At 51.2% G+C, this 24,233-nt stretch carries 24 protein-coding genes; 9 read left to right on the forward strand and 15 right to left on the reverse strand.

The features are described from left to right. Nucleotides 1-95 precede the first annotated feature (95 nt). The 7 genes from QP938_09180 to flgB form a co-directional block, all read right to left on the reverse strand. A complete protein-coding gene (locus QP938_09180; protein ID WIO73470.1) occupies nucleotides 96-449 on the reverse strand; it encodes a hypothetical protein in 354 nt (117 codons plus the stop codon). 163 nt (nucleotides 450-612) lie between these two features. Beyond that, the gene (locus QP938_09185; GenBank protein ID WIO73471.1) at nucleotides 613-975 is read right to left on the reverse strand and encodes a hypothetical protein; all 363 of its coding nucleotides are present in this window, start codon (nucleotides 973-975) and stop codon (nucleotides 613-615) included. 62 nt (nucleotides 976-1,037) lie between these two features. Next, nucleotides 1,038-1,454 carry a DUF5412 family protein gene (locus QP938_09190; protein WIO73472.1) on the reverse strand — a complete coding sequence of 139 codons (417 nt, stop codon included), beginning with the start codon at nucleotides 1,452-1,454 and terminating at the stop codon, nucleotides 1,038-1,040. A 422-nt stretch (nucleotides 1,455-1,876) separates the two neighbouring features. Continuing rightward, complete coding sequence (gene flgE / locus QP938_09195) at nucleotides 1,877-3,142, reverse strand: flagellar hook protein FlgE (GenBank protein ID WIO73473.1); 1,266 nt, start codon at nucleotides 3,140-3,142, stop codon at nucleotides 1,877-1,879. Between the two features lie 97 nt (nucleotides 3,143-3,239). Next, a complete protein-coding gene (locus QP938_09200) occupies nucleotides 3,240-3,923 on the reverse strand; it encodes a flagellar hook assembly protein FlgD (GenBank protein ID WIO73474.1) in 684 nt (227 codons plus the stop codon). A 21-nt stretch (nucleotides 3,924-3,944) separates the two neighbouring features. After that, nucleotides 3,945-4,355 (reverse strand): flagellar basal body rod protein FlgC, encoded by a 411-nt coding sequence (gene flgC / locus QP938_09205; GenBank protein ID WIO73475.1) that lies wholly within the window; start codon nucleotides 4,353-4,355, stop codon nucleotides 3,945-3,947. Nucleotides 4,356-4,369: 14 nt separating this feature from the next. After that, nucleotides 4,370-4,759 carry a flagellar basal body rod protein FlgB gene (gene flgB, locus QP938_09210; GenBank protein ID WIO73476.1) on the reverse strand — a complete coding sequence of 130 codons (390 nt, stop codon included), beginning with the start codon at nucleotides 4,757-4,759 and terminating at the stop codon, nucleotides 4,370-4,372. A gap of 306 nt (nucleotides 4,760-5,065) precedes the next feature. On the opposite strand from flgB, the gene flgA reads away from it, so the two are divergent. The 4 genes from flgA (at nucleotide 5,066) to QP938_09230 (ending at nucleotide 7,434) form a co-directional block, all read left to right on the forward strand. After that, complete coding sequence (flgA, locus tag QP938_09215) at nucleotides 5,066-5,794, forward strand: flagellar basal body P-ring formation chaperone FlgA (protein ID WIO73477.1); 729 nt, start codon at nucleotides 5,066-5,068, stop codon at nucleotides 5,792-5,794. A gap of 111 nt (nucleotides 5,795-5,905) precedes the next feature. After that, nucleotides 5,906-6,223, forward strand: a complete 318-nt coding sequence (gene flgM / locus QP938_09220) for a flagellar biosynthesis anti-sigma factor FlgM (GenBank protein ID WIO73478.1) — start codon at nucleotides 5,906-5,908, stop codon at nucleotides 6,221-6,223. Between the two features lie 9 nt (nucleotides 6,224-6,232). Beyond that, nucleotides 6,233-6,721 (forward strand): flagellar protein FlgN, encoded by a 489-nt coding sequence (locus QP938_09225; GenBank protein WIO73479.1) that lies wholly within the window; start codon nucleotides 6,233-6,235, stop codon nucleotides 6,719-6,721. Between the two features lie 11 nt (nucleotides 6,722-6,732). Beyond that, complete coding sequence (locus QP938_09230; protein WIO73480.1) at nucleotides 6,733-7,434, forward strand: flagellar brake protein; 702 nt, start codon at nucleotides 6,733-6,735, stop codon at nucleotides 7,432-7,434. 138 nt (nucleotides 7,435-7,572) lie between these two features. On the opposite strand, the gene lptG is transcribed toward QP938_09230, so the two are convergent. Beyond that, nucleotides 7,573-8,640 (reverse strand): LPS export ABC transporter permease LptG, encoded by a 1,068-nt coding sequence (gene lptG, locus QP938_09235; protein WIO73481.1) that lies wholly within the window; start codon nucleotides 8,638-8,640, stop codon nucleotides 7,573-7,575. Continuing rightward, nucleotides 8,637-9,734 (reverse strand): LPS export ABC transporter permease LptF, encoded by a 1,098-nt coding sequence (gene lptF / locus QP938_09240; protein WIO73482.1) that lies wholly within the window; start codon nucleotides 9,732-9,734, stop codon nucleotides 8,637-8,639. The genes lptG and lptF overlap by 4 nt, the downstream gene beginning before the upstream one ends. Before the next feature lie 145 nt (nucleotides 9,735-9,879). On the opposite strand from lptF, the gene QP938_09245 reads away from it, so the two are divergent. From QP938_09245 to QP938_09260, 4 genes are all read left to right on the forward strand, one after another. After that, nucleotides 9,880-11,364 carry a leucyl aminopeptidase gene (locus QP938_09245; GenBank protein WIO73483.1) on the forward strand — a complete coding sequence of 495 codons (1,485 nt, stop codon included), beginning with the start codon at nucleotides 9,880-9,882 and terminating at the stop codon, nucleotides 11,362-11,364. Between the two features lie 144 nt (nucleotides 11,365-11,508). Continuing rightward, complete coding sequence (locus QP938_09250; GenBank protein ID WIO73484.1) at nucleotides 11,509-11,934, forward strand: DNA polymerase III subunit chi; 426 nt, start codon at nucleotides 11,509-11,511, stop codon at nucleotides 11,932-11,934. Continuing rightward, nucleotides 11,934-12,077, forward strand: a complete 144-nt coding sequence (locus tag QP938_09255) for a hypothetical protein (GenBank protein WIO73485.1) — start codon at nucleotides 11,934-11,936, stop codon at nucleotides 12,075-12,077. Before QP938_09250 ends, QP938_09255 begins: the two co-directional genes overlap by 1 nt. A 133-nt stretch (nucleotides 12,078-12,210) precedes the next feature. Further along, nucleotides 12,211-15,072 (forward strand): valine--tRNA ligase, encoded by a 2,862-nt coding sequence (locus tag QP938_09260; protein WIO73486.1) that lies wholly within the window; start codon nucleotides 12,211-12,213, stop codon nucleotides 15,070-15,072. Nucleotides 15,073-15,549: 477 nt separating this feature from the next. Here the strand turns inward: QP938_09260 and QP938_09265 are convergent, their stop codons facing one another. After that, nucleotides 15,550-17,961 (reverse strand): EAL domain-containing protein, encoded by a 2,412-nt coding sequence (locus QP938_09265; protein ID WIO73487.1) that lies wholly within the window; start codon nucleotides 17,959-17,961, stop codon nucleotides 15,550-15,552. 393 nt (nucleotides 17,962-18,354) lie between these two features. Here QP938_09265 and QP938_09270 point away from each other — a divergent pair, with 393 nt between their 5' ends. Next, a complete protein-coding gene (locus QP938_09270) occupies nucleotides 18,355-18,912 on the forward strand; it encodes an NAD/FAD-utilizing enzyme (GenBank protein ID WIO73488.1) in 558 nt (185 codons plus the stop codon). A 253-nt stretch (nucleotides 18,913-19,165) separates the two neighbouring features. Here the strand turns inward: QP938_09270 and QP938_09275 are convergent, their stop codons facing one another. The 5 genes from QP938_09275 to QP938_09295 are packed head-to-tail and all read right to left on the reverse strand — an operon-like array spanning nucleotide 19,166 to nucleotide 24,159. Further along, nucleotides 19,166-19,507 carry a cytochrome C oxidase subunit IV family protein gene (locus QP938_09275; GenBank protein WIO73489.1) on the reverse strand — a complete coding sequence of 114 codons (342 nt, stop codon included), beginning with the start codon at nucleotides 19,505-19,507 and terminating at the stop codon, nucleotides 19,166-19,168. Nucleotides 19,508-19,528: 21 nt separating this feature from the next. Then, nucleotides 19,529-20,206: a heme-copper oxidase subunit III family protein gene (locus QP938_09280; protein WIO73490.1), complete on the reverse strand. Its 678-nt coding sequence runs from the start codon at nucleotides 20,204-20,206 to the stop codon at nucleotides 19,529-19,531. Nucleotides 20,207-20,228: 22 nt separating this feature from the next. Further along, complete coding sequence (locus QP938_09285) at nucleotides 20,229-20,873, reverse strand: cytochrome c oxidase subunit 3 (protein ID WIO73491.1); 645 nt, start codon at nucleotides 20,871-20,873, stop codon at nucleotides 20,229-20,231. Continuing rightward, the gene (gene ctaD, locus QP938_09290) at nucleotides 20,870-22,645 is read right to left on the reverse strand and encodes a cytochrome c oxidase subunit I (protein WIO73492.1); all 1,776 of its coding nucleotides are present in this window, start codon (nucleotides 22,643-22,645) and stop codon (nucleotides 20,870-20,872) included. The genes QP938_09285 and ctaD overlap by 4 nt, the downstream gene beginning before the upstream one ends. Further along, nucleotides 22,642-24,159, reverse strand: a complete 1,518-nt coding sequence (locus QP938_09295) for a cytochrome c oxidase subunit II (GenBank protein WIO73493.1) — start codon at nucleotides 24,157-24,159, stop codon at nucleotides 22,642-22,644. The genes ctaD and QP938_09295 overlap by 4 nt, the downstream gene beginning before the upstream one ends. Between the last annotated feature and the right edge of the window lie 74 nt (nucleotides 24,160-24,233).

Here is a 24,233-nt window from a genome sequence, read left to right on the forward strand (position 1 = left end):
CACTTAACGATTCCTTTAAAAGGTAATTTACAGAAAACAAGCATTATCAATAATCAATTAGATCAACGGGATCCAATAACGCCCCCTTTGACCCCCTATATTTCACCGTATTGATACCTCAGCCTACAGCATTCACTACCAATACTCACATGTGCTTCTGACTTCTCTGAAAGATCCCTGATATATTGGTACCCAGACTCACACTTTATCCATTCTGAGAGGTTGATTCTTTTCAAAAGCTCCTCATACGCTGAGGCAGAAAATTCAATCTCAAACTCCTGAATCATATCACCTGGAGAAAAGCTACTGGATGAATTTATTATTTCAAAATCATTTGGTATAGGAATTTCGATTACTTCCGAAACACGACCTATCACTTCATATTCATTCGGATAAAACCCACAACCGGAGATCGAAACAAAACATACAGCTATCAGAAATTCTCTCACCAATTCTCACACCCACACTCATACCAGATTCACACCCCACCAAAAAGGGACAGCCCCCTTTATCCTTGAAAATAATCCGCCCCCTTTTTTCTGTTAACGCCGCCAACACGGACGAGTAACTTATAGCTAGTCCAGCCCACTTGTGCGCACGTGCTTGGCCTTATTAAAAGACATACACACCGCAAACATAAATCAATCCAAGGGCTGAACCGAGAAATGACCATTGCATTATTTTGACTGGACTACCTACTTGACTAGAAGCCACACCTGCAAGGGATTTAAACAGCCAACCCGCACTCAATGCAGGAACCAATAGAGCCGCCCTAGCTATGAATTTAGCTCCTGATTCTGTTTCAGGATTTAATTCCTCCAAAAGCCAGCCAATCCCAAAGTACGCTGATATTCCAAGAATAGTCAGAATAGATAATATGATGGGTGGAATCAGCAATGCTTCCCAAGAGCTAACCCCTCTCTCCTCAATGAGTCTTGATAGCCAAGTATCCGGATCTTCAGAATCTTGATGCACGCGAGTCCTTTTAACGCTTTTGTAAAAGGCGCGACGCCAGGAGCGTCCTTTTGACAAACTTGTTAACTGCCGCCTGCGCCATAGGTAACCTTAACCTTGTTCAGAAGACCCCAGCTAGATTCAGCTTTATATTCAGAACCGTTCAAACTTCTCTCTATTCTCAGTTCTGTGTTAGAAACCCACCTTACAGGCGGGGAGACATCCTTTGGGTGACCATCGATAATGTATATATTGCCACCCTCATTTTCGAGCTCATCGTCAGATTCGATTATTGAAATCTGGGTGCTGAAACCAGTCGTAGCTCCACAATCTCTTTGAAACACCACTACTTTATGCTCTTTATTGGGCGACATAACCTCAGTGTAAACTTCGTTCCCGCACATGTCGCTGGTTGCATAAATGAATAATCCCGCGATTGCTAGCGGAACGCCAACAACCAAAATACCGAAAGAGATAGCAATTTTCTTCCAAACATTCATAGGCAGTTAACAGCCTGTTTAAGAGGCCTTCGGCCTCATAACAATTATTATCGAGCTTCCCGCTTAATATATTATCGGGTCACCCATCCTTTAGATAACTCTTTGTTTTTAAAACAACAAAACCTATATCAAAATTACTTGATATTATTATCGGGCCTGATTTATTTGAGATTTAACTGAGCGAGAAGAGCAAAAATTATACTGTACAAAAAATCGCTCTCAGGGAAGGAATCAAGCGCCCCATCACCACTCCCTCGGCCAATCTCACAGCAATCACTCGCCAGACACTCTACGCACAAAACATTAAAGCCATATTGAAACCGGATCAAGGCCTTATCCATCCATCAGGCACAAAAAAACCGGTGGCAGTCGCGACCACCCCCGTCGTCGCGACTGCCACCGGTTTTTACCCACCCCAAATCTTACCGCAGGTTAATCACAGCCTGCGTTACGGCATCTTCTGCCTGAATTACCTGGGCGTTGGCCTGGAAGTTTCGCTGGGCAACGATCATGGCTACCAGCTCTTCAGTAATTTCTACGTTGGAGTCTTCCAATGCGCCGGATTGCAGTACGCCGCGGCCAGCAGTTCCTGGAGCACCTACTACCGGCACACCGGAGTTAAAGGTTTCGGACCATTTACTGTTGCCCTGCGGCTGCAAGCCTTGCGGGTTGGAGAAGTTGGCCAGAATTACCTGGCCCAGTGCTCGGGCTTCACCGTTGGTGTACTGGGCGAACACAATTCCGCTTTCGTCGATTTCGATACCGCGCAGCTGACCAGAGGCAAAGCCGTCCTGATTGATGGCGCTCACAGCGAACGGGCTACCAAACTGGGTATTGCTGGACAGGTCTACGGTAAAGTTCTGCGGCGATACGTTAACGATGGAACCGTCTTTATTGCGTGGCTGCCAGTTATTAATGTTCAGCTCCACCGGGCCGCTGCTCAGGTCGAACTGACCATTTTGTTCAAAGGTCAGGACTTCCGGGCCAGACGTGGATACGCCATCGATCATGGTATGAGCATTCCACTCACCGGCGTTGGCGGTTTTTACCCAGTATGTACTAAGAATATGCGGGTTACCAAGGTCGTCGTACACGGTAGTGGAGGTAGACGCGTTGTACATGTCGGAGGTCGGCTCGGTTGGCGGTGTTGCAAAAGCATCATAAGGGCCACCCCATGCCGACGGTGGTGGCACTTCGCGGGAGTCGATGTTGGCGACAATTTCCACACCGGTGGTAGCGGCCGGAGAAATCAGGTTGGTGTCCAAACGCAGCGGACCTTCCTGTTGCACGACACGACCGGCGTTGTCGGACTGGAACGCCTGCAGGCGCAAACCTTCCGGATTAACCACATAACCTTCTTTATCCACACCGAACTGACCGGAGCGGCTGTAAGAGCGCGAACCGTTGTCGTCGAGAATAAAGAAACCGTTACCGTTGATAGCCACGTCCAGGGAGTTTTCGGTAAAGCTGATGTTGCCCTGGGTAAACTGCTGGGCAACCGAGGAGAGACTTACCCCCTTACCAATCGCATTAACACCGGTACCCAATACGCCGGCGGCGTAGAGGTCGGAAAACTGTGCCCTTGAGGTTTTAAAACCTGCGGTGGCACTGTTTGCGATGTTGTTGCCGATTACCCCCAACTCAGCGGTTGAAGCCCGTAAACCGGATACTGCGGTATCAAATGCCATGGTGCTCTCTCCTGCCTGTTATCTTTCGTATTCTGTTGTCATTCTGGTCTGGCGCTTTGCCCGACACTGTTTAATTCAAGTTGGTTAATTAATTCTGTTAGTGGAACTCACGTACCTGACTGAGTGCCATGGTGGCCCCTCCTGCCAGGTTGAGGGTGACGTCACCGCCGCCTTGCCCTATGGAAACACTGTCCACTTTTACGCGAGTGAAAGTGGCGACCGCCTCGGTGCCATCACCGATATTTGCGTTGGCGGTCACCGAATACATGCCGGGCGGCAAAGCTTTGCCGTCGGAGCCGACCCCATCCCATTCAAAGGGAATTACCCCCGCCGGGTTGGGGCCGAGCGACACGGTATCCACCAGCCGCCCGGTCATGTCCTTCACCTGCACCACCAAACCGCTTGTTGATGCTGGCAACTCCACTACCCCTTTCAGCACACCACCCTCTTCCAGCGGCGCTACGTTGTAGGCGCTCACCACATCGCGGCCCACCAAAGACGCGGCCTGCAATCCGGAATTTGAAGACAGAGAGCCCACCAGCCCATTTAAGGAGCCGTTCATTTCCTCAATGCCGGAGACGGTACCGAACTGGGCAATCTGCGCCAGAAACTCGGAGCTTTCCTGTGGCTTGGTTGGATCCTGGTTTTTGAGCTGAGCCACCATCAGGGTCATAAAATCCTGAATACCCAATTGGTTCGGGTCATTAGTGGCCTTCTGGGTGCTCTGCAGGGATTGCTGAGTGGTCAATCCGATATTGCTGTATGGGTTTACGCTGGTCATTGATTCAATACCCTGCTGTTATTAGTTGCCGAGGTTGATGGTTCGCATCATCAACTGCTTTACGGTGTTCATCGCCTCGATGTTGTTCTGGTAGGCGCGCGATGCTGAAATCATGTTGGCCATCTCTTCCACAGAGTTCACGTTGGAGTAATAGATGTGGCCGGTTTCATCCGCCATCGGATGCTCGGGCATGTACTGGCGTCGCGGCGCAGTTTCTTTCTGGACGATCTTGGTAACCTCCACACTGGCAGAAGCGCCATTGATACCGTCGTGCAACATCGCCTTGAAAATAGGCTGCTTGGAACGGTATGCCCCTTCAGCTGTTGAGCTGACCGACTCGGCATTGGCCAGGTTACTGGCTACGGTGTTGAGGCGAATGGACTGGGCACGCATGCCAGAACCCGATACATCCAGAACATTAAATAGACTCATCGCTCGCTCTCCTTTTATTCGCCACGCAGTGCCAACATCAGCCCCTTGAGGGAGCCGTTAAGAAAGTTCAGGCTGGCTTGATAACGCACGGCGTTTTCACCGAACTGTGCCTGTTCAATTTGAGATTCCACCGTGTTGCCGTCTGCGGACATCTGGGTGGGAATACGGTATTTGAGGGTGGCTCCGGCAACACCGGCGGTGCTGATGTGGCCGCTGTCGGTGGTGCGCAAACCATTTACCGCCTGCTTTTGACTGCTCAAAACTTCACGAAAATCGATATCACGAGCCTTGTACCCCGGTGTATCTTCGTTGGCCAGATTGGACGCCAAAATCTCGGCGCGCTTGGCCCGCACACTCAGGGCGGTGGCATGAACATTGATATTGTTATCGATCCAGCTTGGCATGACTCAGTCTCTTGCAGTTGTCTGTCTTCTAGCTCAACACGATCAGCGTTGAGCGCTTTCCTGACCTTTCACAAAACATAGCAATCGCTGTGCCAAAAAATACTTTATCTTTATTTTCAATAAGTTAACCTGATTTCGCATTTAATCAGCACACGCCGAACAGCGGCAAACGGCTACGGCATGCCCCCCCCATTGCCGCCGGCTTGCCGCCCCGGAGAGGCAGCCTGCTTCCTCACACCGAAATTTTCGGCACGGCACTTGCATCATTTATCTACAGAAACTCATAACAGCCGGAATTACGTCGCCATGAACAAACGGCCAGCCAGACAAAACAGAACTTCAGTGCGCAGTGGATTACTGATTGCACTGCTGTTGCCATGGCTCACCGGAAACGCCGACGGCATTCAAAGCCACGAAAGCATTCGTGCGACGGCTGAAGGATTTGTCAGCAACCAACCTGCCATTCAGCAGATGGGCGATGTAAAAGTCATTGCCGGACAGCTCAATAACAGCCTGCAGTTGCCGTTATGTAGTGTTGCACTGGAGGCGTTTTTGCCGCCGGGCGGCAAGTTGCTGGGCAAAACCAGCATCGGCGTGCGCTGTCGCGGTGAATCGCCCTGGACTTTATATGTGCCGGTAACGGTTACAGCTACACAGGCTGTGCCGGTGGCCACCCGCACATTGCGTCGCGGTGAGGTATTGTCTGCCGAAGATGTCAGCTTGATGGAGCAACCACTGCATCAACTGCCAGCGGGTTATTTTGAGAAGGCATCGGAAGCGATTGGCCAGGAGGCAACCCGCAATATTCAGGCGGGCAGCACCCTGACCCAAGGGATGCTGGCTGCACCGAAAGTGATCAAACGCGGCCAGCAGGTTACCCTGATTGCCGGTAGCGACAGCTTTGAGGTGCGCATGAACGGCAAGGCGCTTTCCGATGCAGCAGTGGGTGATCGACTGCGAGTGGAAAACCTCAGCTCGAAAAAGATTGTGGAAGGAACGGTGAAGGATACGGGCGAAGTGGTGGTAGGCAATTAAGCCACTTAGTGCGAAATCAGTCACAATTACTACGAACTAGTATTAAAGTAATCAGAAACCATGACGCTAATAAGATCAAACATACTGGAAGCTTATCACGGAGCATCGAAAATGCCCTCTGACATCAAGCAACTGCGGTCAAACCATTTGCCTACTGCCAACTCCAATGGCAAAGCACGTGGTCCGGAGCATGCGTCATCGCAAAGTGTTCACAACCGCACTGCCGAACCATCGACCAAGGCGAGCGACACGGTAACCGTTACCGACGAGGCTACCCGACTGCAAAATATGGAGCAGGCCCTGGCCAACGCACCGGTTGTAAATGCCGAAAAAGTGGCGGAATTGCGCCAGGCAATTGCCACCGGCAATTACCAGCCAAACATCGAGCGCATTGCCGACAAACTGATTGAACTTGAAGATCTTCTGTAAGTCGCGCCTGTGCCTGCACCCTCATCCATATCTGCCCAGCAACTCCAGCACCTGTTCAATCAGGAGCTGGAGCTGACCCAGCGCCTGCAGCATCACCTTGAACTCGAACGTGATGCCCTCACCCGGCAGGATATGGAGCGACTGACCGAAAGCGCGCAGCAAAAACAGCACTGTGTATTGCAATTACAAGCTGCCTCACAACAACGTGAACAGTGGTTACAGCAACAAGGTGTTGCCGCTTCTCGCGAAGGAGTGGATGGCCTGCTCGCCACACTGCAGGACGATTCACTTAATGCCACCTGGAAAACCTTGTTGACCGCCATCGAAGCTTGCCAGCAAGAAAACCGACAGCTCGGCATGCTGATCAAACGCGGTCAACTGGCCACTGAACAGGCGCAGCATATTCTGCAACGAGGAACCACTTCCTCCAACCACGCCTACAACGCTCGCGGCAACAGCGAACACTCAGCCAAAACCCGACAACTCGCCAAAGCGTAAGGCCTGCATCAATGGCTGGACCCAATGAAGGCGACGACATTACCTTACCCTCACGGATTGCCGCACTGCTAACCGAACTACAGGAAGGTAGAGCTCTACTCAATGCATCCATCCCCGGCCGACAAGGCAGCTTTGCCACTTCAGTACTCTCCGTTGATCGCCGCAAATCCCGGCTGGTGTTTGATGAACTGAATCCGTTAGCCGGACACAAGGCGTTGCTGGAGACCGGCAAGTTGCGGCTGACTGCGCAATTGCGCCAGGTGAAACTTCGCTTTGCGGTAGAACTTATATCGACAGGTGAGGATGATCGTGGCGCTTACTACATAACCACCCTGCCGAATTCGATTCACCACGCCCAGAAGCGCGAGTACTTTCGCACCCCGATTCGAATTAACGAGCGCTTGCAGGCTACATTGACCAGCGCCGGTGGAAATGAGCTGGTTGGCAGTGTGATTGATCTTTCTGTGGGCGGCGCAGGTTTATTATTTGAACGTGATATCAAACTGGAAAAAGGTGATTACTTTCCGGCAATGGTGATTGAATTACCGGATTACGGCACTTTTGAGTGTCCGGTATTTATTCGTCATACAAAAACAGCGGATCACTCCGACCAGTTGCGGGTGGGAATACAATTTTCCGGGGTTAATCCGGCGCTTGAGCGTGCACTGCAAAAGGCCGTGGCTTATTTGCAGCGGCGGATGTTGAAGCCCTGATAAAGTCTGTCCCCACCACCCAGAAAGGGAGTTTACAGTCATTCTGAGCAACGCGAAGAATCTCTATCTACCAACCTGCGAGATCCTTCGCTACGCTCAAGGATGACATACGTAACGTGGACGATGAAATCAGCTGCGCTACGCCGCCCTGCGCAGCAGCAGCAAACCAATCAAGGCGCAAATAGATACCGGTATCAGCACAGCAATCACCGGCGAGAAACCGTACACCAGACTTGATGGCCCGAGCATTTCCTGGCTGATATTAAACGCCAACCCGAGAATCACCCCGGTAAAAATGCGAAAGCCCATTGTCACTTGGCGAAGTGGACCAAAGATAAAGGATATCGCAACCAATACCAGACTGAGCACGCTGATCGGCTGCAACGACTTGCTCCAAAAACCCAGCCAATATGGTGCAGCATCCTGCCCCTGCTGCTGCAGGTAGTTGGCGTACTCATGCAGGCCACCAATGGACAGGGATTGAATCGGCAATGAACTCAAGCGCAACACATTAGGCGACAGCTCGGTGTCCCAGCGGCGCACCAACTCGGAATCCACCTCTGTTGAACTGTGCTCTTCGGCAAACCGGGTAATGGAAACGTTTTCCTCTTCCCAATAACTGTTCTTGAAGGTAACCCGTTCCGAGAAACTGGCCTCCTGCAATTGACGATCATCATCAAAACGATACCGGGCAACGCCATATAGTGCATTACCTGGAGCCACCGCGTTGATGTGAATGTACTCATTGCCCTCTTTCACCCACAGATCGGAATCACTGCTGCGCACCTGGCCACTGCCCTGACGCAATGCCTTGTAAGTGTTGGCAGATTGCTCGGAGTGAGGCACCAGGTATTCGGCAAGGCCGATACCAAAAACAATAATGACCAGCACTGGCTTCATCACAAACCAGACGATTCTCAGCAGTGAAACACCTGCCGCACGCATCACCACCAGCTCACTGTTTCCGGCCAGTGACCCCAGACCCACCAGACAGCCAACAAGTGATGAATAGGGAATAAATTCATAAATGCGTGAGGGAATGGTCATCGCCACATAGAACAGTGCATTCATGAAACTGTAGCGCTCGCCCAGCTCATCCGCTTCGTTATAGAGCGCCGACAGAATATCCACGCCCACAAGAATTAACAGTACGCCGATAATACTGGTTAGCACCGACGAGGCCACATGATCGGAGAGTCGTTTCATCGTGAGCGACCTCCCAACAACTTCAATCGCACGGTGGGCCACACAAAGAACAGCAGCGACACCACCAGAAACAGGGCATGAACACCCCAGACTCCCATGTATGGACTTAACTCACCATCCACCACTTTGCCCTGCCCCGACTTGAGGACCAGCATGTAAACCAGATAGATAGCTACCGCAGGCAGCAACTTGAGATAACGCCCCTGACGAGGGCTGGTTTTACTGAGTGGAACTGCCAGCATTGTGACCACGATTACCAGCAACGGCATAGACAACCGCCAGTGAAGCGCCGCAATCTGGTCGGGTTTGTCAGAGCCCCAGAGTTCCGCTGTTGGCATCTCACTGCCATCGCGTTTTTGTCCTCGCCAAAGTTGTGTTCTTGCAAGCTCGGTACCAAATTCACCGAAGTGAGTGATACGAAAATCGGCACGCCCCGGCTGCCCCTCAATTCGGTAGCCATCTTCCAACACCAGGTAATTATTGCGACGATCCTCGGAACGCTCCTGGTGCCCGGCGTTAGCCACCACGATTACCTGGCTGTCGGTCGAGTCACTACCGTTGGATTCGCTGGAAGTATGAAAAACATCATACAACCGACTGTCCTTCACCTCTTCCGCATAGGCCACACCACCTTTGCTGAAACTGTAAAACTGTTTGGCGGGAAACGAACTTAGCTCGCCACGCTGCTGCTGGGCCACTTCCAGCTGATTAAATTTCTCCTGTCCTGCCGGAGTAATCAACAGTGCCAGCCAACTGACAGCCACGATAATCAATACCGAGCTCAGCAAGGTATATCCCAACAGGCGCTTTTGACTCATGCCACAGGCATTCAAAACGGTCATCTCACTATCGAGATAGAGGCGTCCGTATGCCAGCAGAATTGAGATGAAAAACGACAGCGGCAATAACAGTTCCAAAAATCCAGGCAACCGGTAACCGATAAAGGCGAACAACACTCCCGCCTCCCACTTGCCGGACACGACTTCGGAAAGATACTTCACAAATCGGGCGCTGAGGAACACCAGCAGCAACACTGAACAAACCGCAATGGTGGTAGAGAACAGCTGGCGGAACAGGTATCGAAAAATAATCACAGGGTATTTATCACCGGTTTTTTTACTGTCATTAACAGCCTGCCATACGAAATGTCTGTAATCGGCTTGGTGCTGCACACCGATTTGGCATAGACTACGCGGCTACAAAATTCGCAAATTGTAACCATTTGTTCCGGGAGACACCATGGAATTCTCACTGCGTACTACCGATGCACTTAATGCAAAAACCGCTTGTCTGGTAATTGCTATCGCCGAAGGCAAACTTACCGGTGTGGCTGAAGCCACCGACAAAGCCACCAACGGCATGCTTGCCGCCCTGAAAAAAAGCGGCGACTTTTCCGGTAAAAATGGTGAAATGCTGTTGGTACCGGTAACTAACGGCCTGAGTGCCCAGCGCCTGCTGCTGGTTGGCACTGGCAAAGAAGAACTCAACGACCAAAGCTTTAACAAAGTAGCTGGTGCCATTGCCAACAAGCTGATGGACCTGAAAGTTAAAGATGCCGTAATCAGCATCGAAGACAGCGCCGTTAAAGATCGCGACCACGCCTGGAAAGCCCAGCAACTGGCTCGCCTGATCGGTGAAGCAAGCTACCAGTTCACCAAGTTCAAGTCCGAAAAAATTCCGGCACGCGCACTGAAAAAAGTAACCCTGCACGCTTCCAGCGCCAAAGGCGGCGAAGCGGTGAAAAAAGCCATGGCCACTGGTCAGGCAACCGCCAAGGGTGTAAACCTTTCTCGCGAGCTGGGCGACCTGCCGGGCAACGTATGTGATCCTTCTTACATGGCGAGCCAGGGCCGTGCCATGGCCAAGGGCAACACCAAAGTAACCTGCAAAGTGCTGGACGAAAAGCAGATGAAAGAGCTGGGCATGGGTGCCCTGCTGTCTGTTTCTGCCGGTTCTGATAACCCGGGCAAAATGGTTATCGTCGAGTACAAAGGCGGCAAGAAAACCGACAAGCCGGTTGTACTGGTCGGTAAAGGCGTAACCTTTGACACTGGCGGCATCAGCCTCAAGCCTGGTCAGGCCATGGACGAGATGAAATACGACATGGGCGGCGCTGCCACCGTATTTGGCACCCTGTCTGCTGCTATCGAAATGGAACTGCCTATCAACGTAGTTGGCATCGTAGGCGCGGTGGAAAACATGCCGAGCGGCAAGGCCACCAAGCCGGGCGACATCGTTAAATCCATGTCTGGCCAGACCATCGAAATCCTCAACACTGACGCCGAAGGCCGTCTGGTACTGTGTGACTGCCTGACCTACGCCGAGCGTTACAAGCCGCAAGCGGTAATCGATATCGCCACCCTGACTGGCGCCATCATTATCGGCCTGGGCCACCACGCCACCGCCGTTTACTCGAACGACGACCAACTGGCTGATGACCTGATCGCTTCCGGCCTGAACTCCACCGACCGTGGCTGGAAAATGCCGCTGTGGGAAGAGTACAACCAGCAGCTCAAGTCCAACTTTGCCGACATTCCGAACATCGGCGCTGGCCGCGATGCAGGCTCCATCACTGCCGCGTGTTTCCTGAGCCGCTTCGCCAAGTCTTACAGCTGGGCTCACCTGGACATCGCCGGCACCTTCTGGAACAGCGGCGCCAACAAAGGCGCTACCGGTCGTCCAATCCCGATGCTGGTTGATTACCTGATCAACAAAGCCGGTTAATCAGGTACTTGCTTGAACAACGCGGCCCGTAGATGTTTTACGGGCCGCAGTTGTTTTGCGTGCGACGTGCGACCAACATACTCTTACTCCAAGCTTCTAAGTTCAGTTTTCCGAAGTTACTCACGAAAGACACCGCAGTAAAAAATGACCAACATCCAGTTCTACAACACCGGCAAATCGCTGGACGATGCACTTCTGTACACCTGTCGACTGATCCAGAAAGTTCTGCGTCGCAAGCTCGATATTCTGGTCAACGTTCCCGATGAAGACATTGGCAAACAGCTGGATGAATTGCTGTGGGGTTTTGAGCCAACCGCCTTTTTACCTCACGGAATGGGTCATGATGAGCACGAAGCGGTGACCATCAGCTGGACCGATGAACCGGGTGAACATCATCAGGTAATGATCAATCTTGCGACACAGATCCCATCCTGGCACGGTCGTTTTGAAACTGTTTTGGAGATCATTTACGATCAGGACCAGGTTAAAGAGCGCAAACGTGACAGTTTCCGCTACTACAAACAGCGCGGTTACCCGCTGCGCTACCACGAACTTTCGCAGACAGGCTGATGGACAGAGACAACCAGGCAATTATCACCGCAAATTTCGACATTCCAATGTTGATGGATGCCGCTGATGATCTGGTTGATGACAGCTTTGCCGATGAGCTCGACATTCCTATTCTGACCCAGACCGTCGAACTTCCTGCCTGAATACCCTTTTCTCGAGCTTTACTGAGCCCCTGCCACTGGCAGTCGCTACCCGCGCCCCTTATAATTCGCCGCTTGACTTAATTCACGCCCTGCCCGCTTATTGCCGCGTGGCTATGCAGCTTTCGGAATCGTAATGGACAAAAACTACCGCCCCCAAGATATCGAACAAAACTGGTACCAGACCTGGGAACAGAACGGCTACTTTGCGCCTTCAGGTCATGGAGAAAGTTTCAGCCAGATGATTCCACCGCCAAATGTCACCGGCAGCCTGCATATGGGCCACGCATTCCAGCACACCATTATGGATGCCCTCACTCGCTACCAGCGTATGAAAGGCAAAAACAGCCTCTGGCAAGTAGGCACCGACCACGCCGGTATCGCCACCCAGATGGTGGTTGAGCGGCAACTGGCTGCCCAAGGTCAAAGCCGACTGGATCTCGGCCGGGATGCCTTTATGGAAAAGGTGTGGGAATGGAAAGCGGAATCTGGCGGCACCATCACCAAGCAGATGCGTCGCCTTGGTAACTCGGTAGATTGGGATACCGAACGCTTCACCATGGACCCCGGCTTTACCAAAGCGGTTCAGGAAGTATTTGTTCGCCTCTATCAGGACGGCCTGTTGTATCGCGGCAAGCGTCTGGTGAACTGGGACCCGAAACTGCATACCGCCATCTCTGACCTCGAAGTGGAAAACAAAGAGGTTAAAGGCAAGATGTGGCACCTGCGCTACCCGCTGGCGGATGGCGTTAAAACCGCCGATGGCAAAGATTATATTGTGGTTGCCACCACTCGTCCGGAAACCATGCTGGGTGATACCGGTGTGGCTGTGAACCCGGAAGATCCCCGCTACAAAGACCTGATCGGCAAATTCGTGGTTCTGCCGCTGGTGAATCGTCGCATTCCTATCGTTGGCGACGAGCACGCCGATATGGAAAAAGGAACCGGCTGCGTAAAAATTACCCCGGCACACGATTTCAACGACTACGAAGTGGGCAAGCGCAACAGCCTGCCGATGATCAACGTGCTGACTTTTAACGCCGACATTCGCGACAGCGCACAGTGCTTTAACACTGACGGCAGCGTTAACAACGACATCGACGCTACCCTGCCGGAAAAATATCGCGGCATGGAGCGCTTTGCTGCCCGTCGCGAGATCGTTGCCGACTTTGAAGAACTGGGTCTGCTGCAAGGCATTGAAGAGAATGCCATGACCGTGCCTTACGGCGACCGCGGTGGCGTTGTCATTGAGCCAATGCTCACCGACCAGTGGTACGTCGATGCCAAAACCATGGCCAAGCCAGCTATCGAAGCGGTAGAAGATGGCCGCATCAAGTTTGTGCCGAAAAACTATGAGAACATGTACTTCGCCTGGATGCGCAATATTCAGGACTGGTGCGTATCCCGTCAGCTGTGGTGGGGTCACCGTATTCCTGCCTGGTACGACGAGCAAGGCAATGTGTACGTTGGCCGCGACGAAGCGGAAGTACGCGCCCAGAACAACCTCGGCGATATTGCCCTGACTCAGGACGAAGACGTGCTGGACACATGGTTCAGCTCGGCGCTGTGGACCTTCGGCACCCTCGGCTGGCCCGCAACTGACGAAGAAACCCTGGCGCGCCTGCAGGCGTTCCACCCTACCGATGTTCTGGTTACCGGTTTTGACATCATCTTCTTCTGGGTAGCGCGCATGATCATGATGACCATGCACTTTATGAAAGATGAAGATGGACAGCCTCAAGTTCCATTTAAAACAGTTTATGTTACCGGCCTGATTCGCGATGACCACGGCCAGAAGATGTCCAAGTCCAAGGGCAATGTGATTGACCCGCTGGATATGATCGACGGTATTTCTCTGGATGACCTGGTAGCCAAGCGCACCGGCAATATGATGCAGCCGCAACTGGCGGAAAAAATCAAAAAGCGCACTGAAAAAGAGTTCCCGGAAGGCATTGCCGCACACGGTACTGATGCGCTGCGCTTTACCCTTGCTGCGCTGGCCTCTACCGGTCGCGACATCAATTGGGACATGAAGCGCCTGGAAGGCTACCGCAACTTTGCCAACAAGATCTGGAACGCTTCACGCTATGTTCTGATGAACACCGAGGATCAGGATTGCGGACAAAACGGCGGCGACGTGGAGCTGTCACTGGCGGATCGCTGGATTATCAGCAAGCTGCAAAGTGTAGAAACCGAAGTGGCGCGTCACTTCGACCAGTACCGATTTGATCTGGCCAGCCAGACTCTGTACGAGTTTATCTGGAACGAATACTGCGACTGGTATCTGGAGCTATCCAAGCCGGTGTTGTGGGATGACAATGCGTCTGAGGCAGCCAAGCGCGGTACCCGCCGCACCCTGGTTCGCGTTCTGGAAGTAATTCTGCGCCTGATGCACCCGCTGATGCCGTTCCTGACCGAGGAGATCTGGCAAGCCATTAAAGAGCTGGCTGGCAAGCAAGGCGACACCATCATGCTGCAGCCTTTCCCGGTTGCCGAAGACGATAAAGTCGACGCTACCGCAGAAACTGATATCGAATGGCTGAAGGAAGTGATTGAAGGGATTCGCAATATTCGCGGCGAAATGAATATTGCCCCGAGCAAAAAGCTGGATGTCTTTTTCAACAACGGCAGCGACGACGACCTGAAACGCCTGGAAGCCAACCGTCAGTTCCTGATCAAGCTGGCCAGCCTGGAGTCTATCACCTGGCTGAATAAAGGCGATGAAAAGCCTCTGTCCGCCACTGCCCTGGCTGGTGAACTGGAAATTCTGGTGCCGATGGCTGGCCTGATCGACAAGGAAGCCGAACTGGCTCGACTCAGCAAGGAAGTTGAACGTACCGCCAAAGAACTGGCCCGCGTGGAAAGCAAACTCAACAATCCGAAGTTTGTTGATAATGCGCCGGATGAAGTAGTGGCTAAAGAGCAGGCCAAACTGGCTGAGTTCAAAACCACACTGACCAAACTGGAAGAGCAGAAGCAGGCGATTGCTGCGCTGTAAGCGCTGCACCCGTACTGGTCATTCCCGCAGTCTCACTGTCATTCCCGCAGTCTCACTGTCATTCCCGCAGTCTCACTGTCATTCCCGCGAAAGCGGGAATCCATTGGCATCGAGCATGATTCAAAATGGATCCCCGCCTACGCGGGGATGACAAATTGGTGCTGTTGCCGTGAGTTTTTCCAGTGCCTGGATCCCCGCCCACGCGGGGATGACAAAGCCAAAATCCATACATGACCATAATTCTGAGCGCAGCAAAAGATCTCTAACATTTACCCATGAGATCCTTCGTTTCACTCAGGATGACGGCCATCTTTCATAACACTTTTACCATCATCCCTGCCTACGCGGGGATGACGGGCACTCTACCTGAAGACCGTCATTGCGAGGAGTGTAACGACGCGGCAATCCAGCGATTTTACACCCAGACACTGGATCGCCACGCTGCGCTCGCGATGACGTCACAATCTATAATTGCCGTCATCCTGCACGCAACTCTTCAGAACAAAGCGCAACAGCCTGTTCCTGAGTGACCGGCTTACTCAGCAAATAACCCTGCCCATAATTGATATCAAGCCCACTGAATGCCTCCAACTGGCTTGGCTCTTCGATACCTTCAGCCACCACTTCCAACCCCAACGAATTTGCTAGCGTCACGATAGTAGCGACAATCGACTTGGCTGCCATGGAAGAATCATAGGCACTGACAAAGGACCTATCGATTTTTAATACATCGATAGGCAACCGGTGAAGATAACTGAGCGATGAATAGCCAGTGCCAAAATCATCGAGAAAAATCCGCGATCCCAAATCACTGATCTCTTTCAGGGAGCGGCTGGCCCGGCTCAAGTCACCAATCAGGTACTGCTCTGTCACCTCAATATTCAGGCACCCCCTGTCGAGACCATAGTTCCGGTAGATAGTGCGCAAGCCATCCAGAAATTCATTATGGGATAGCGATCTGGCCGATACGTTGACGTTCAGGTATGGAGGGTCGACCAGGGTATCCCGCCATTCAGACAGTAATTTTGCGCTGCGATTAAGTACGTACAGATCCAACTCATCAATCAATCCCGCTTTTTCAACAACATCGAGAAATTTTTTCGGGGGGAGCAGGCCAAATTCCGGGTGACGCCATCGAATCAGTACTTCAAAGCCAACCATCCTGTGAGTACCCAGCTTATAAATTGGCTGAAAATGCAGTACAAATTCTTCCCTCAGCAGCGCCCCTTCAATTTCACTTTCAAAGCGCCTTGTCAGCGAAACCTCAGAATCATTTCCAGAGATAACAACCAGGCCACCACTCTGACTGGATTTGGACTCATACATGGCATGGTCAGCAGTTTTTAACAGATCCTCGGCTGTATCATTGGCATTGACCGCAGAGCTGGCACCAATCGATGCCGACACATTCAATTCCCCAGCAGTGGTTTGAATCGGTTTATCCAGCTCGGCAATAATTCGTTCGGCAATGTTTTCCAGCAACTCCTGCCTGGCAATATCCTGAAGCAGAATGGCAAATTCATCTCCGGATATCCTCGCCAGAGTGTCACACTCCCGCAGGCAAGCCTGAACCCTGCGCCCAACTTCCACCAGCACCTGATCCCCAACATGGTGACCATAGGTGTCATTGATGTATTTAAAGCGGTCAAGATCAATAAAAAAGATATGGGTTTGAAATTCCTCGACGGATCTGTCCCTGCCAAGTGCCTGATTGAGCCTGTCTATCAGCAATGTGCGATTTGGAAGCCCCGTCAATGGATCACTCAGTGCCATTAACTGCAGTGCTTCCTCATCCTGTTTCCGCTTGATGGCGTTACTGAGGTGCTGACCAATATGAATCAGAAGCTCTTCGTCTTCCGAATTGAACGGATCTGAATCCGACACGCGCTGAATGCCCACTGTCCCGCGTATTCCGGACGGTGTAGTAAATGGCACCCCGAGCCAACCTTTCACATCTTGAGCCCATGAACAGGAGAAAGTGCTCCCTCTTTTCTCCATTGCTCGCAACTCTTCCCCGGTGAGACGGAGCGGTTGATTATTTTCAATGACTCTAGCCGACAGGCTCGTAGCAAACCTTTCCCGGGGTATCACCTCTTCAAAAGGATATTTATCACAGGACGCTCCCGGGTAAGGAACCTCAATACAATCCAGTTCATCGTTGTAAAGAGCCACAAAAAATACTTCTGCATGAATCAGCTCAACCACATGGTTGTGTAGCTGCCCGTAAAAGGTATTGAGGTTGTCCGTGGTATAAACCAGCTCGGCAATATTGAATAACGCTTTCTGAAGGGATTCAGCACGCGTCATACGATCCACAGTATCCTGGAGCCGCTGTATGGATCGTATTTTATTAAATTTGGTAGCAATAATTTCTGCGATGGCGTTAAACAGCTGGATATGCTTTTGGGAATAAAAATCCTCCACAGAGGATTCTGAGTCTATAACCCCAATCAGCTTCCCATCACTGAGAATGGGAACCGCCAGTTCTGACATTCGTCCCTCATCGGTCAGAACGTAATAATCACAATCTCTGATATTGCGAATTAACTGTGTTTCACGCAATTGAGCACAGCGACCAACTACCCCCTGTCCCAACGGCAATATCAATGGAGCAGCCACTTTACCCGCTGAGTCTTGATCTCCACTTCTGGCTGCCCTTTGAATCAGAACCTGCTGCTCTTCATCAAATAAATAGATGATGCAGTCTTCTACATTGAGAATTTCAAAAACCCGATCCACCAGAACCAATAGCATCTGATCAAAATCCTGCTCCTGAAGAGCATCAATGATCAATTGCACCAAGGTTGCATATGAGTGATCAGGTTGATTATTGGACGTCAAATCAAAGGCAGCCAAGGGAATGCTTGAAGGGTCGATATTATTGTTCATAAATTTATTCTGGTTGAATCAAGGCCTGACAGACTTAGGCAGATTGCGTTCACTTTCTGTTCCCCTCAAAACAGAAAGCTCAGGATCATTACATCAATGACGTTTTTGACGGCTGGAGCCTCAATATTCCGGGCTATTTCTACCGGAGCAGCGATATCACCACAAAACGCATGTAACCTGCTGAAATAAATGAATTTTTTTAACTATCTGACAGCATTATAGAGGTAGAGCACTGCAACTATATCGTACCAGTGTGATAGAAGTCACTTTTGAAGCATTTGCAACACCGGTTGCTATACTTGTTGTGGTACCAGTAAATCAACCAGACCTGATTCAGCCTTCCGTGTAGTTCTCACCGGTGAATCAGCCCATGATGACGGCCTGGAGAGCGATATGAAGCGGCATTACTATATCAGTGATGACCTCGACGACCTTGATAAAGTTGAAGAGGAACTCGAAAAACAGGGGTTCAGCACTCCCCAGATTCACGTATTGAGCCTGGATGACGCCAATGTTGCCCAGCATGAGCACCTGAATGAAGTAGAAGCTGTGCTGCGCAAAGATGTCGTACACGGCACTATTGTCGGTGCAATTATTGGCTTGATACTGGCGGCAGTGGTTTTAATAATCGCCCACAACACCGGCCTGCCGGAAAAGACCACGTGGGTTCCCTTTATTTTTCTCTCAATAATTGTGCTGGGATTCTGTACCTGGGAAGGCGGTCTCTTTGGTATCCAGGAGCCCCACAAACAGTTCAAGCGATTCCAGAAACAACTTAAGACCGGTCAGCATGTATTCTTTGTTGACGCTAATAAAGAGCAGGAAGAGGTGTTACAGGCAGTAGTTAATGAACATCCCCGCTTGCGGGATGCCGGGATTGGTCACTCCCGCCCTGCTATTGTGATCTGGTGGAATGGCATATGGAAACGGTTTATACGGTCAATGCCATAGGGCCTGTTAACACTAGTCTTTTGAGACTTTTGAAAGATCCCGCATTCCGCTGCGCTGCATACGGGCTACCAACTGCGCTCTGGGTAACAAACCAAAGTAGCTCTTCCCCTGACCTGACAGGTCACGACGATTTGTCAGTTATATGAGGAGTGGCCTGTCAGGTCAGGGGAAGAGCGGACTCACCAACCAAAAACTCAAAACACATAACCCCATATTATCGCCTTCGACACCCAACGCTTAATGCAGGAATTGTTTACCCACCGTCACCACCAAAAAATGTCATACGCGCAAAGAAGGTGTAATCGGACTCCAAGGCCATTATTCCTACAAACACCAAAAGACAAAGTGGCGGCACCAGAATGGCGTAAAACAGCGCCACCCGCTCCCAGATCATATGCATAAAAACGCTGACGATCAGCCCAGCCTTTAGCACCATAAAAATCAGAATCAGCGACCAGCGCAAATAACCCTGAAAGTGAAAATAATCCACCAGATAAGAGAGAGTGCTGAGCACAAACAGCCAAAACCAGACCTTCAGGTAAATCCCGATAGGGTGCTGCTGACCTTCCACATGAACTGCTGCCGGTTTAGACATGGAAACACCTCTTTACACACATCACCACAAATAGAAAAACGCAAAAATAAACACCCACACCAGATCCACAAAGTGCCAGTAAAGTCCGGCAATTTCGACAATCTGGTAATTGCCACGACGCTCGTAATCCCCTTTCAAAACTTTGGTAGCGACAATGGATAGATAAATCACCCCCACCGACACATGGAACCCATGAAATCCCGTGATGGTGAAAAATGCGGCGCCAAATTGTTCGGCTCCAAAAGGATTGCTCCAGGGACGAACGCCCTCAGAGATTAACTTGGTCCATTCAAACGCCTGCATACCGACAAAGGTGGCACCCAAGACGGCGGTTGCCAGCATCAATAATCCAGCCCTGCGACGATTGCGGCGATAAGCGCTATTCACTGCCATCGCCATGGTGCCGCTACTGGAGATCAACACAAACGTCATAATGGCAATAAGAATAAGTGGCAGGTGATGCCCGGCAATTTCCAGTGCAAAAACCTCGCTGGCGTTGGGCCAGTCGACTGTGGTTGTCATTCGCACGGTCATGTAGCTGATCAGGAAGCACCCAAAGATAAAGGTGTCACTGAGCAGGAAAATCCACATCATCGCCTTGCCCCAAGGGACATTCTTAAAGGCGTCCTTATCCGATGACCAATCCTTTACCAGCGCGCACCACTGACCGGTAGTAGATTGTTGAACCTTGTTATTCATCGCTTTTTCTCATTCAATTTTTTTACAGTCCACAGAGTGCTGCAAAGGCAGCAAATGCCTCTGGTGAGGCTGTTAATAACATCAGCAGCACCAACCACAGTATCAACAGGTAGTGCCAATAGATGGCACAGAGTTCAATAGATTGGGCGGTTTGCAACGGGTTGCGTTTTCCTTTTACAAACCAGACTCGTGACAGCGCTACCAAGCCCCCCATCAGGTGCAGGCCGTGAAGGCCCGTTAATAAATAAAAGAAACCATTGGCCGGGTTGGCGCTGGCGTAATAGCCACCTTCCACAAACAGGTGCCACACCCATAACTGCCCCGCCACAAAACAGGCTGTGAAAAATGCACCAACAACCATTGCCGTCTGGTAACGGTGCTGGGATCTGGAAGCCACCCTTGCCCACTGCAGTGCCACACTGGCAAATAACAGCATTACACTGTTAACCAGAAGTGGCCAAGGTGTTGCCAATGGCTGCCAGGGTGCCGACAGGTGTTCCCAGTCACCCAGTTGGGATCGCGCCATAAATGCCACGATCAACAGAAAAAACAGCGAGCTGATAACACCGATAAGTACATACAGCCCCACTTTTGTACGGCGTGCTTTTACAAGATCAACACCCAGTGTTAACCCGTCGCCCATAGGCCATTCAATCGTTTTACTCATGATGGTTTACCTATCGAATTTGGCCCCACTGAGTTTGCCCTGAGAGTTTCCAGTTCTTCATCGGAAACCGTTTGCGGCAGGTAATCCTGGTCGATGCCCGGCACGCTGTAGTCGTATGCCCAGCGATGTACGACCGGCAACTTCTGCTCCCAGTTGCCATGCTTGGGGGGAGTGTGAGGAGTCAGCCACTCCAGTGAGTTGGCTTTCCAAGGGTTGGGCCCGGCAGGTTTTCCGTGGCGATAGCTGTAAAACAGGTTATAGAGATAAAGTATTTGAGCCGCCCCAACGATAATCGCCATCACGGTAATAAAGGCATTCAGGTCGTGGGCTGACTGGGGAATAAACTGGTAGTCCTCATAGGCAAAATAACGCCGCGGCATTCCCAGAATGCCCAAATAATGCATCGGGAAATAAATCAGGTAAGTGCCAATAAAGGTAATCCAGAAATGCCATTTACCAATGGTGTCATTCAGCATTCTTCCGGTAATTTTCGGGTACCAGTGGTAGATCGCCCCAAACACCACCAAAATAGGTGCCACGCCCATCACCATGTGAAAGTGCGCCACCACAAAGTAGGTATCGGACAGCGGTATATCGACAATCACATTACCCAAAAACAGCCCGGTTAAACCACCCACTACAAAGGTGAGAATAAACGCCAATGCAAACAACATTGGTACGGTTAAATGAATATCTCCACGCCATAAAGTCAGCAGCCAGTTATACACTTTCAATGCTGTAGGTACGGCAATAATCAATGTTGTTGTGGCAAAGAAAAACCCAAAGTAAGGATTCATACCACTGACGTACATATGGTGCGCCCACACCACAAAACTCAATCCGCCAATCGCGACAATGGCCCACACCATCATTTTGTAGCCAAAAATATTTTTGCGGGCATGGGTACTGATTAAATCGGACACCAGGCCAAACGCCGGCAATGCCACGATATACACTTCCGGGTGTCCGAAGAACCAGAACAGATGTTGGAACAGAATCGGGCTACCGCCCTTGTGATCGGTCGGCTGTCCCATGGATATCATTTCAGGCATAAAAAAGCTGGTGCCGACGGTTTTATCCAGCAACATCATCAAGCCGCTGACAAACAGTGCCGGGAATGCCAGCAATGCCAGAATGGTAGCCATAAAAATGCCCCATACCGTCAGCGGCATACGCATTAATGTCATGCCATGGGTTCTGGCCTGCAGTACTGTGGTGACATAATTCAGCCCCCCCATCGTGGCGGCAACGATAAAAATCACCAATGAGATGAGCATTAAAATAATGCCCCAATCTGTGCCGGGCGTCCCGGTGCTGATAGCCTGAGGTGGGTAGAGAGTCCATCCTGCACCAGTGGGACCGCCCGGCACAAAAAAACTGGCAATCAAAATGATGACTGCCAACAAATAAAACCAGTAACTGAGCATATTCACAAACGGGAACACCATATCTCGTGCACCCACTTGCAACGGAATCAGGTAATTACCAAAGCCTCCCAGAAACAGCGCCGTCAGCAGGTAAATCACCATGATCATTCCGTGCATGGTCATAAACTGGTAGTAGGCTGTGGCATTCATAAATTCCAGGCTGCCGGGGAAACCAATCTGCATTCGCATCAATGCAGAAAGCACCAGCGCAATCAGGCCGACAAAAATTGCGGTCAGCGAATACTGCACAGCAATCACTTTGTGGTCCTGGCTCCAGACATATTTGGTCCAGAAACTTTTTGGCTCATGGAGCGCTTCACGCTCCGCCATTTCTGCGTAAGTCATTCAGCCTCTCCGGTTGCGCTTTCAGTCTGTTCTGCCATGGATTTGGCCAGAGCAATTAACGCCTGCAACTCTTCTTCGGTTAATTGATACGGTGTCATCACTGGCGGGAATCCTTTCACCACCTTGGCATTGGGGTTGGCAATGGACTCTTTGAAATAAGCCTCATCTACCACCACGCTGCTGCCGTCTGCCAACTCTTCGGTTTTGCCCCACATCCCTTTCCAGCTGGGGCCGAGGATTTTGCTGCCGTCCATGCTGTGACAGGCAAGACAACCTTTACTGTTTGCCAATTGCCGTCCCAATTCGACCGGGTCGACATCTTCCTGTTCTTTGACTTCTGGCTGCTCGGGTTGTTTTGGTTCAGGCAAGGGTTTTACTTCCCGCATCTCCACCGGCTCATCTTCAACCGGCTGATCAGAAGCCCCTTCATTGAGGGACTCGATATAAGCCACTAGCGCATCCAGCTGTTCGTCGCTCAATGCATAAGGGATCATTACTGGCGGATAGCCCTGCACTATTTTGGCAGAGGGGTTGGTAATGGATTCTTTCAGATAGGTGGCATCGACATTCACTGTGCTACCGTCAGCCAACGTTTCTACCTTGCCAAAGGCACCCTTCCAGCCGGGGCCAATGCTCTTGCTGCCATCAACGCTATGACAGGCGAGGCAACCCTGCCCTTCCGCGAGTTTCTTGCCCTGTTCTACCAGGCCGCCAGCGAGACTGCTCTGCAGTGACTCGGCAAACGTAGGCTGTTGCGCCAACCAATCCTGAAAGGCACCGGCCTCATCAACCACCACTTTGCCGCGCATGTTGTAGTGGCCCACGCCACACAACTCAGAACAGAGAACTTCGTATTCACCCACTTTGGTGGGGGTAAACCACATGTAACTCACCAGTCCCGGTACGGAATCCATCTTGACGCGAAACTGCGGCACATAGAGATCGTGAAGTACATCTTTGGAACGCAGCAGTACCTTGATGGGCTGATCGACCGGCACGTGAACTTCGTTGCTCATTACCAGCACATCGTCCTGTCCATTTGGATCATTGGGATCAAGCCCAAAGGGGTTTTCCGCATTGATATGACGAATAGCCGACTTTCCCAAAATGCCATCCTCACCGGGAAGACGGTAAGTCCATCGCCACTGCTGACCAACCGCTTCCAGCTCCATTGCATTTGCCGGCACGCGGACAAAATCACCGTATACAAACAACCCTGGTGCCAACAGCGCACAAATACCGATCGTAGTCACCCAGATCAAAATCCATTCGAGTTTTTTGTTTTCTGGCTCGTAGTCGGCACGTTGATTGGGACGGTGTTTAAATCGATAAATGGAGTAGGCAAGAAAGACGCCGATAGCGACAAAGAAAATACCGGTGATGACCACGGTAATTGTAATCGTGGTGTCGATGGAGCCCCAGTTGGAAGCCAGATCCGTAGCGTGCCACGGGCTGAATATATGAAACAGCACCGAAGCTACCACCAGGGCAAGTAGAATAATCGCCAAAGCCATCTGTTATCTCCAAACGGATAACAACCGATGGAGTGCTCCAACCCCCAACTCTCTAAACCCAAGCTGAAAGCAGA

It is taken from the genome of Porticoccaceae bacterium LTM1, assembly GCA_030252795.1.
Taxonomy (GTDB): domain Bacteria; phylum Pseudomonadota; class Gammaproteobacteria; order Pseudomonadales; family Porticoccaceae; genus SCSIO-12696.

Bases quoted from the DNA above. Each gene is read 5' to 3' on its own strand.
- QP938_09280 (WIO73490.1), bottom strand. From the start codon at position 20,206: ATGAATAACAAGGTTCAACAATCTACTACCGGTCAGTGGTGCGCGCTG.
- QP938_09190 (WIO73472.1), bottom strand. From the start codon at position 1,454: ATGAATGTTTGGAAGAAAATTGCTATCTCTTTCGGTATTTTGGTTGTT.
- QP938_09200 (WIO73474.1), bottom strand. From the start codon at position 3,923: ATGACCAGCGTAAACCCATACAGCAATATCGGATTGACCACTCAGCAA.
- QP938_09275 (WIO73489.1), bottom strand. From the start codon at position 19,507: ATGTCTAAACCGGCAGCAGTTCATGTGGAAGGTCAGCAGCACCCTATC.
- QP938_09270 (WIO73488.1), top strand. From the start codon at position 18,355: ATGAAGCGGCATTACTATATCAGTGATGACCTCGACGACCTTGATAAA.
- QP938_09295 (WIO73493.1), bottom strand. From the start codon at position 24,159: ATGGCTTTGGCGATTATTCTACTTGCCCTGGTGGTAGCTTCGGTGCTG.
- flgC (WIO73475.1), bottom strand. From the start codon at position 4,355: ATGAGTCTATTTAATGTTCTGGATGTATCGGGTTCTGGCATGCGTGCC.
- QP938_09260 (WIO73486.1), top strand. From the start codon at position 12,211: ATGGACAAAAACTACCGCCCCCAAGATATCGAACAAAACTGGTACCAG.
- flgB (WIO73476.1), bottom strand. From the start codon at position 4,759: ATGCCAAGCTGGATCGATAACAATATCAATGTTCATGCCACCGCCCTG.
- ctaD (WIO73492.1), bottom strand. From the start codon at position 22,645: ATGACTTACGCAGAAATGGCGGAGCGTGAAGCGCTCCATGAGCCAAAA.
- QP938_09230 (WIO73480.1), top strand. From the start codon at position 6,733: ATGGCTGGACCCAATGAAGGCGACGACATTACCTTACCCTCACGGATT.
- flgM (WIO73478.1), top strand. From the start codon at position 5,906: ATGCCCTCTGACATCAAGCAACTGCGGTCAAACCATTTGCCTACTGCC.
- flgE (WIO73473.1), bottom strand. From the start codon at position 3,142: ATGGCATTTGATACCGCAGTATCCGGTTTACGGGCTTCAACCGCTGAG.
- QP938_09245 (WIO73483.1), top strand. From the start codon at position 9,880: ATGGAATTCTCACTGCGTACTACCGATGCACTTAATGCAAAAACCGCT.
- flgA (WIO73477.1), top strand. From the start codon at position 5,066: ATGAACAAACGGCCAGCCAGACAAAACAGAACTTCAGTGCGCAGTGGA.
- QP938_09285 (WIO73491.1), bottom strand. From the start codon at position 20,873: ATGAGTAAAACGATTGAATGGCCTATGGGCGACGGGTTAACACTGGGT.
- lptG (WIO73481.1), bottom strand. From the start codon at position 8,640: ATGAAACGACTCTCCGATCATGTGGCCTCGTCGGTGCTAACCAGTATT.
- QP938_09265 (WIO73487.1), bottom strand. From the start codon at position 17,961: ATGAACAATAATATCGACCCTTCAAGCATTCCCTTGGCTGCCTTTGAT.
- QP938_09250 (WIO73484.1), top strand. From the start codon at position 11,509: ATGACCAACATCCAGTTCTACAACACCGGCAAATCGCTGGACGATGCA.
- QP938_09255 (WIO73485.1), top strand. From the start codon at position 11,934: ATGGACAGAGACAACCAGGCAATTATCACCGCAAATTTCGACATTCCA.